The sequence below is a fragment of the Polaromonas sp. genome (assembly GCF_030682935.1).
In the GTDB taxonomy this organism is placed as follows: domain Bacteria; phylum Pseudomonadota; class Gammaproteobacteria; order Burkholderiales; family Burkholderiaceae_C; genus Polaromonas.
In genome coordinates this window covers 1-7653 of sequence record NZ_JAUXNA010000357.1, presented here as the reverse complement: position 1 = coordinate 7653, position 7653 = coordinate 1, and the positions used below count along the sequence as shown (strand labels likewise).

Sequence of the window (7653 nt, the reverse complement as noted above, 5' to 3'; positions counted from 1 at the left end):
GGAGTATCTGAAACCCCGGGCATGCAAGCCCTTTCGGATGATCGTCTCTGGTTTTGTGTTTTTCGACCGGATTCCGGCCATCATCCGGCTGCGTGTAGCCTTGTCAACTACATCAGTCATTCAGAGTTTTAAACGCTTTTCGCTCTGCTTTTGTATGGAAAGTCCTGCTAATAACTTCAAAGGCCAAGCCATGAAGTTCGTCCCCAAGCTTTATAAACAGGCGGTTGAGAATTCCCGAAACTTCTGTGGCTTCGTCGTCCGTGAATAGTCGCGAATCGTCTGAAATTTTCAAGATGTCTCTGGGGTCGTCGTCAAGGCAGAAAAGCATTCCTTCCTTGTGCAAAGTCGTTAGCCACGCAAGTGCTGCCTTTTTTGATGTGCCAGTAAGTTGAGGAATGCGGGAGTCGGACATGTTTTGTGCTCCTTGTTAATCGGATGCGCTGGATTACCAGGTTAACAGGTCCATGGTCACCTGGCAAATGCCATGTAGCTAAATTCTCCTGTCTTTAGCTGGTTCGAGTACTAAACAGGAACTTGGCGCAATGGTCACGGGCGTAAACCGCTATTTATAAAGCAGCAAATTGGACTGGAATTTCATGTTGTCTTCCTTGGAAATGAAACACTTTCTGACACATCGGGTGGCGATTTTTTCCAACAATGGGGAGCGGGGTGATGCTTGGGTTTGAGCCTTGGCTTTCATCCTGCACTTTGCAGGGCGTGCCTGTAAAGCGTTTCTGCTTATCCACTACAAGGAAACCGCCATGACGAAACCACAAAACCCGCGCGACAAACAGGAACCGCATACCGGCAAGGTCGACAACGACACCAACAAGGTCGGTGAACAAGATCTTACCCAGTTGAACCAGGGCAAGCGCACGCCGGACAGCCGCAGCGACCGCGAGGCGCATGTGGGCGGCAGCAACCAGTCGCAGTCGCGCCGCGGGCCGGTAGGCAGTCCCGGGCGCTGACCGCTGCGGACTTGTAGGCCATCTTCACTTGCCGCGATGGCGGGTGGCCGGCGCACGCCGGGCAATGGCGTCGTGGCTGGCGCGTCAGCCATCGGCATCCCGCGTGGGCTGTTTAGCGCACAAGCCGGGTCGCGGCGTGGACCCCTCAAGGCGCGGGAGCGTGATGGCATCTTCATGCGGATGACTTCTGCAAATAGAGTCGCAAAAATTTCCGCATAAATCTAAAAATACTGTTTAGCGACATAGACTTAATCATGTCTACAAAGTCGCAAAAGTTATCCACAGCTGATCATTATTCATACATGGCGCCTTTGCTGCCGGGCGAGCCGCAGCTGGCGCCCCTGCTGGAGCAGGCGCATGACCTGCAGCAGGCGGCGCAGCGGCTGGCGGGCGCGGGCGCGCCGGCCGAGCTGAGGCGGCTGTTGCGGGCAATGAATGCGTATGACAGCCTCACGCTGGAGGGGCTGCAGGTGTCGCCGCTGGACATGGAGCGGGCGTTGCACCGCGGCGATGTGTTGGGCAACGGGCTGGATGAAGCGGGGGCGCGACGCCAGCGGCGGGTTTTGGCGCACATGGACACCGAATCTGCCCTGGAAGCGCGCTGGAGTGGCTGGTCGATGCAGCGGGTCTGGTCGGCGCAGATGGTGCGCGATATTCATCAGGACCTTTTTGCGCGCCTGCCGGAGGCTGACCTGGTGTTGCCAGCAGGCGATGCGATGGTTCCGGGCGCCCTGCGCAGGCGCGCGGCGTTCGTGGCGACGCATGCGGCGCCCGCGCCGGCGGCGGTGGGTGCGCTGCTGGCGCGCTGGGGCGCGGTGTATGGCGGCGTGCGGCGGGGTGAGCTGCAACTGGTAGCGGTGGCGGCGTCGCACCACCGGCTGGCGTGGATTCACCCGTTTCCGGACGGCAATGGCCGGGTGGCGCGGCTGCACACGCATTTGGCGCTGGGTGCGCTGGGCCTGACGCAGGGGCTGTGGTCGCCGTTGCGCGGCTTTGCGCGCGGCGGCCAGGCCTACCGTGCGCAGCTGGCCGCCGCCGATGCGCCGCGCGCCGGTGGGCTGGATGGCCCGGGCGAGCGGTCTGAGCGCGCGCTGGTGGCGTGGATCGGTTATGTGCTGGCGCTGTGCAGCGACCAGGTGGCGTTGATGGCGGGCCTGCTGGATTTGTCGGGCCTGAAGGACCGGATCGCGGCTTGCCTGGCCTATGAGGAAAACGTGGTGCGTCAGGGGGTACGCAGCGAGTCGCTGCGGGCGCTGCATTACCTGCTGCTCACGCAGTCGGCGCTGGAGCGCAGTGACTTCAAGGCCTTGCTGGGGCTGGGCGAACGGCTGGCCACGGCGCAGGTGACGGCGCTGCTCAAGCGAGGCTTGCTGGCCACGGACTCGCCGCACGGCAAGCTGCGTTTTGGCGTCCCGCAGCATGCGCTGCGCTTTTACTTTCCGGGGCTGTGGCCGGAAGCCGAGGCGGGCCGTGATACGCGCGATGAAGGCCTAAAACCCAAGCTGAACCAGTGCGGGCAGCTATAAATAAAATAGCAGTTTTCCGGTAAAGCGTGTCCATCAAGGTGCTGCACCGCCGCATAATCGATTCATTTTTTTGCAGGGAGGCGACACCATGGGCATGCTGATTCTGGGGCTGGTTCTTTTTCTGGGCGTGCATTCCACGCGCATCGTGGCCGAAGGCTGGCGCACGGCCATGATCAGGCAACTGGGCGAGGCGACGTGGAAGGGCTTGTACGCGCTGCTGTCGGCCGTGGGCCTGGGGCTGGTGGTGTGGGGCTTTGGCCTGGCGCGGCAGCAGCCGGTGGAGATGTGGTGGCCGCCGTCTTTCATGCGCCATGTGGCGTGGCTGCTGACGCTGGTGGCCTTTGTTTTGCTGGCGGCGGCCTATGTGCCGCGTAATGCCATCAAGGCGCGGCTGCATCACCCGATGGTGCTGGCGGTGGCGGTCTGGGCGGTGGCGCACCTGCTGGCCAACGGCAACGTGGCGCATGGGGTGCTGTTTGGCAGCTTTCTGCTGTGGTCGGTGCTGAGCTTTCGCGCGGCACGCGGGCGGGACCTGGCCGCGCAAACCACTTACCCGGCGGGCACAGCCTGGGGCACGGCGATCACGGTGGTGGCGGGCAGCGCAGCCTGGGCGCTGTTTGCGTTCTGGGCGCACGGGGTCTTGATGGGCATTCGGCCGCTTTGACCGTGGGGCGGCGGCTGCGGTGTTTATGAGTCAAAAATGCGTTTTGCCCATACAGGGCGGGTGCAAGCAGCTATCAAAATGATAAGTTCGCGACTTTGAGAACGGCTGCGGCTGGGTCTACCGCCCGATGCCGGGGAACAAGGCGCCTGCGATTGTGAAGGGGACGTGGTGAATGCTTGCAGCGTGCCCGGCACTGGCAGCCGCGTTCCTGGCAAGGCCAAATACGGCGGGGCGGGGGGCAAATCGTGTTGCGGATGCTGACAGGCGCTACACACAGGGGCCTCGGCCCTTCCACATGGTGAATACAGGCTTGATTGTTAGCGCTCACTTACCTGAGGGTTCCCTTTCACAAGGGCTGCGCATTGACTTACAAAGTCAACAAAGCGGAAACGGGGCGGACATGCGGGGCGCAGAAGATGAAGTCTTCTTCAACAGCAGGAGCTTCAATGCCCAGTTTCAACAACATTCCATCTTCCAACGCACAGGTTCTTTCCCGCATGGCCCGTCCAAGGCTGTTGCGGGCCCTGCCTTCATTGCTGGTGCTGACCACCGCCATGGCATGGGGCGCTTCAGTGCACGCCGCCGGCCTGGGGCTTGACGGCAGCTTGTCCGGCGCCGCTGTGGCGGCTGGCCCTGCGCTGGTCGGCGGTGCAGGGGTGGGCGTGGGCTTGGGTATAGGCGCTAATACCGCCGTGCAGCCCGCTGGCGGCACGGCCAATGCGGGCGTGGGTCTGGATGCCGGTGTGCGCGCTGGCGCCAACGGCAACGTGACGGCTGAGCAGCGCATGGCGGCCATGGGCGCTGCGGGCTCGGCCGGTGCAGAGGCCGGCAGTGGGGTGAACGCCGCTGGCGCCGTGAACAGCGTGACCGAGGGCGCTGGCCAGTTGCTGGGCGGTGTGCGCGGCACGGGCCAGGCAGCGGGCAGCGCGGCCGCACAAGGCGGCAAGCGGGTGGCGCAAGGCGCCAAGGCGCAGGTCCAGCGCGGCGCGAAAAGCGTCAACCAGGCCGTGGATGCCGGCGTGCAGGGCGCGGGCAATGCCAGCGCCGGTATGGCTGCGGGCGGTAACGCCAACGTCAAGGCGGGTGCCGCCGTTCAGGGCAACGCTCCGGCCCGATAACGACGGACCGGTCAGGGCGTCAAGCGGCCCTTAGCCGCGCGTTGAGCGGCCGCCCCACCCAGCAGCATTTGTCGAAAGGCAAGTGCTGTTTTTTTGGAAATTTTCAAGCAAATAATGGCTGTGGCTCAGGCAGACAGCGCGCAAGGAGCTATTGAAAAAATAGCAAAACAGGCGTTGGCGCCGGCACGCCTCAGTCCGAATCATCGGCATCGCGACTCCGGCTGCTGCGCCACATGGCGCGCACCAGCCACAGGCCACCCAGCACCGCGCCCATAAAACCCAGAAACCCGAAGACCGGCAGGCCCAGCAGCGTGGGGCCGCCTTTCACCGTCATCACAATTGACGAGCCGATGATGAGCGCGGCAATCACCAGCGCCATGGTCAGGCGGTTGGCGGCGCGGTCGATCTGGTTGCCCACGCGCCTGAGGTGCGCCAGTTCTATGCCCACGTGCACCCGGCCGCGGCGCGCGTTGCGCAGCAGGCGCGACACATCGTGCGGCAGCTGCTCGGCCACGGCCAGCGTGCGGCGCAGGGTGTGCCAGGTGCGGGCGGCGAGTACCCGGGGCTGCAGGCGGGCGCGCGCCACCTGGCGCAGCAGCGGCGTGGCTTCGGCGGCCATGTGAAAGTCGGGGTCCAGGCCGCGGCCCATGCCTTCGAGGCTGATGAAGGCCTTGATCAGCAGCGCCAAGTCGGGCGGCAGGCCCAGCCGGTGCTCGCGCAGGATGGCCGTGATGTCGGACAGCATCTGGCTCAGGTTGAGCTGCGCCAGCGGGGTGCCGTGGTACTGGTCGACAAAGGCTTCGATCTCGGCTTCAAGCTGTGCCGGGTTCACGCTGTGCTCGTCGCCGGTCCAGTCGAGCAGCACGTCGACCACGGCCTTCGGCTGGCGTTCGACCAGGCCCAGCATCAGTTCAAGCACGTCTTCGCGCCGCCGCGCCGACAGCCGGCCGACCATGCCGAAGTCAATGAAGGCGATGCGGTTGCCCGGCAGGTAAAACACGTTGCCGGGGTGCGGGTCGGCGTGAAAAAAGCCGTCTTCGACAATCATTTTGAGCACGGCCTGGGCGCCGCGCCGGGCCAGCAGGGGGCGGTCGAAGCCGGCCTCGGGCGTCAACTGCGCGAGTTGGCCGCCGGGCACGCCGCCCACGTAGTCCTGCACGTTGACGCGCTCTTTGGTGTGTGCCCAGTGCACGCGCGGGATCACGATGTGGGGCACCCCGGCCAGGTTGGCGGCAATCCGTTCGGCGTGGCGGCATTCGGCCGCCAGGTCGAGCTCGCGCCGCAGCGACTTGGCAAACTCGCGCACCAGCTGTTGCGGCTGGTAGGGCTTGAGGGTGGGCAGCTCGGTTTCGGCCAGCGCGGCCACATGGCCGAGCAGGCGCAGGTCGGCCTCTATGACGTCGGTGATGCCGGGGCGGCGGATTTTGACGATGACTTCGGTGCCGTCCTGGAGCTGCGCGCGGTGCACCTGGGCAATCGAGGCGGCCGCCAGCGGCGCGGTGTCGAAGCGGGCGAACACGTCTTCCAGTTCTCCGCCCAGGTCCAGGCGCAACTGCGGGCGCAACAGCTCTAGCGGCACGGCGGGCACGTGGCTGTGGAGTTTTTCAAACTCGGCAATCCAGTCGGGCCCAAACAGGTCGGCGCGGCCGGCCAGAATCTGCCCGAGCTTGACGAAGGTGGGGCCGAGCTCTTCCATGGCCAGCCGCACCTGCACCGGCGGCTCGATGCGGGCCAGGTCGGCCGCAGCATCCCAGCGGATGGCGTGGCCGGCGCGTTCGAGCTTGTCGGCCAGGCCGAGGCGGCGCACGCTGTCGGCAAAGCCGTGGCGAATCAGCACACCGGCAATTTCATTCAGGCGGCGCATGTCGCGCGCGGCGCTCAGGGTCTCTATCAGCATGGGCGGATGATAGCCCTGTGCCTGCTGATGTGCTGGGGCAGTGCAACGCAAAAAGGGCAGCGGACATGTGTCCGCTGCCCTTTTGAATGGCGTTTTGACCGGTGTGGGCCGGCGTTTATTGCACGCGTCGTTCGATCGTGATTTGCTCGACTTCCACGCGGCGATTGGGCTCCAGGCATTTGATCAGCGCCGGGCGTTTTTTGTCGCTGCATTCAACCACCGGATTGGCTTCGCCCCTGCCTTGGGCTTTCAGGCGGTTGGCGCTGACGCCCTTGGCGCTCAGGTAGCTTTTGACCGTGTTGGCCCGGCGCTCTGACAGCGTCTGGTTGTAGCTGCCGGAGCCGATGCGGTCGGTGTAGCCGGTAATGACCACGTCGTTGATCTCGCTGTTGGCCACGAGGGCGTTGGCGATTTCGTCGAGCTTGGGTTGCGGCATCCGCAGCTCGGCGCTGTCAAAGGCAAACAGCTCGGTGGCCGACAGGGTGTATTTCTCGAAGCGCGGCGGCGGTGGTGGTGGTGGCGGTGCCACTACGGCTGGCGCGGGCGCTGCGGCCACATAGGCGGGCGCGGCCACGTAGGGTGCAGGCGCCTGCGCTTTGGCGCCAAAGCGGTAGATCAGGCCGACCGAGACCAGGTCGATGTCGCCCTTGTTGCCCACCGCATCGTTCACGCGGTAGCGTTCGGCTTCGACGCGCATGGCGAGCGAATCGGTGAACGCATACTGAAGCCCCAGGCCGACCTTGTAGTTGGTGTCGTTTTTGCGGGGGTTGGGATTGGTGACGCTGACGGCGCCGGTGCCGCTGAAGGTGTCGCGGGTTTGCGCGTAGTTCACGCCGACCCGGCCAAACGCTGAAAACTTTTCAGTCAGGGGCAGCGTACCCACCAGGTCGAGGTTCAGGCCCCGAACCTTCATGGACCCGTTCAGGGTGCCCGGCGGGACCGTGGTCGCGGTGTAGCCGAACTTTCCGAGGTCGAAGTAGCCGCCTTCAAGCGCAAAATTCTTGTTGAGCTGGTAGCCGCCAAAAATCTTGTAGCCGGTGGAGCGGTCGTCGTCGACGATGGTGCTGGACGTAAAACCGCCGCTCTGCAGGCCGCTGCTGATGCGCGCGTCGTCGATGGTCGCCCGGGACTGGCCGACGCTGGCGCCGCCGTACCAGCCGGCGTCTTGCGCCATGGCGAAGGGGCTGGCCAGGGCAGCGAATGCCACCAGACCCAGTGTTCCTGATGCTTTTATTAATTTCATGTTGTTCTCCAGGAGGATCTAAAACTGTTGTGCCGGTTGCATCTGCAACATTGGCGATATTCGTTCGTCTCTTGTTGAAAGATCGGCAGAGCTGACTCTGCCGATCCTCACGTTTAGCGCCGCAAGCCTTAAGGGGCGGGCTTTGTAACAGTATTGGTGTCCAAAGAAACTGCGCCAATCCGCGTCAACGCCCTGCCGTTCAAGACTGCGCCTGTTTCCAGGGTGATCGATTGGTCC

The 7653-nt window shown here is 64.0% G+C and carries 7 protein-coding genes and 1 pseudogene; 4 read left to right on the top strand and 4 right to left on the bottom strand.

Translation table 11 applies throughout. From position 1 onward, the window contains the following. A pseudogene (locus Q8K05_RS16700) lies at nucleotides 1–120 on the bottom strand (very short patch repair endonuclease); the annotation flags it as partial. After that, nucleotides 113–412, bottom strand: a complete 300-nt coding sequence (locus tag Q8K05_RS16695) for a hypothetical protein (protein ID WP_305247739.1) — start codon at nucleotides 410–412, stop codon at nucleotides 113–115. The gene Q8K05_RS16695 and the pseudogene Q8K05_RS16700, both read right to left, overlap by 8 nt. 349 nt (nucleotides 413–761) lie before the next feature. Here Q8K05_RS16695 and Q8K05_RS16690 point away from each other — a divergent pair, with 349 nt between their 5' ends. From Q8K05_RS16690 to Q8K05_RS16675, 4 genes are all read left to right on the top strand, one after another. Further along, nucleotides 762–968 (top strand): hypothetical protein, encoded by a 207-nt coding sequence (locus tag Q8K05_RS16690; protein WP_305247738.1) that lies wholly within the window; start codon nucleotides 762–764, stop codon nucleotides 966–968. 302 nt (nucleotides 969–1270) lie between these two features. Next, a complete protein-coding gene (locus tag Q8K05_RS16685; RefSeq protein WP_305247737.1) occupies nucleotides 1271–2494 on the top strand; it encodes a Fic family protein in 1224 nt (407 codons plus the stop codon). Nucleotides 2495–2582: 88 nt separating this feature from the next. Further along, nucleotides 2583–3158, top strand: coding sequence for an NnrU family protein (locus Q8K05_RS16680; protein WP_305247736.1), 576 nt, complete (start codon nucleotides 2583–2585; stop codon nucleotides 3156–3158). A 446-nt stretch (nucleotides 3159–3604) separates the two neighbouring features. Continuing rightward, nucleotides 3605–4276, top strand: coding sequence for a hypothetical protein (locus Q8K05_RS16675; RefSeq protein WP_305247735.1), 672 nt, complete (start codon nucleotides 3605–3607; stop codon nucleotides 4274–4276). A gap of 190 nt (nucleotides 4277–4466) precedes the next feature. Here the strand turns inward: Q8K05_RS16675 and Q8K05_RS16670 are convergent, their stop codons facing one another. Together Q8K05_RS16670 and Q8K05_RS16665 are read right to left on the bottom strand one after the other, a co-directional pair. Beyond that, complete coding sequence (locus Q8K05_RS16670; protein WP_305247734.1) at nucleotides 4467–6173, bottom strand: AarF/ABC1/UbiB kinase family protein; 1707 nt, start codon at nucleotides 6171–6173, stop codon at nucleotides 4467–4469. A gap of 115 nt (nucleotides 6174–6288) precedes the next feature. After that, the gene (locus tag Q8K05_RS16665; RefSeq protein ID WP_305247733.1) at nucleotides 6289–7416 is read right to left on the bottom strand and encodes an OmpA family protein; all 1128 of its coding nucleotides are present in this window, start codon (nucleotides 7414–7416) and stop codon (nucleotides 6289–6291) included. Between the last annotated feature and the right edge of the window lie 237 nt (nucleotides 7417–7653).

Coding starts and splice junctions, on each gene's coding strand:
- Q8K05_RS16670 (WP_305247734.1), bottom strand. CDS start 6,173: ATGCTGATAGAGACCCTGAGCGCCGCGCGCGACATGCGCCGCCTGAAT.
- Q8K05_RS16690 (WP_305247738.1), top strand. CDS start 762: ATGACGAAACCACAAAACCCGCGCGACAAACAGGAACCGCATACCGGC.
- Q8K05_RS16695 (WP_305247739.1), bottom strand. CDS start 412: ATGTCCGACTCCCGCATTCCTCAACTTACTGGCACATCAAAAAAGGCA.
- Q8K05_RS16685 (WP_305247737.1), top strand. CDS start 1,271: ATGGCGCCTTTGCTGCCGGGCGAGCCGCAGCTGGCGCCCCTGCTGGAG.
- Q8K05_RS16680 (WP_305247736.1), top strand. CDS start 2,583: ATGGGCATGCTGATTCTGGGGCTGGTTCTTTTTCTGGGCGTGCATTCC.
- Q8K05_RS16675 (WP_305247735.1), top strand. CDS start 3,605: ATGCCCAGTTTCAACAACATTCCATCTTCCAACGCACAGGTTCTTTCC.
- Q8K05_RS16665 (WP_305247733.1), bottom strand. CDS start 7,416: ATGAAATTAATAAAAGCATCAGGAACACTGGGTCTGGTGGCATTCGCT.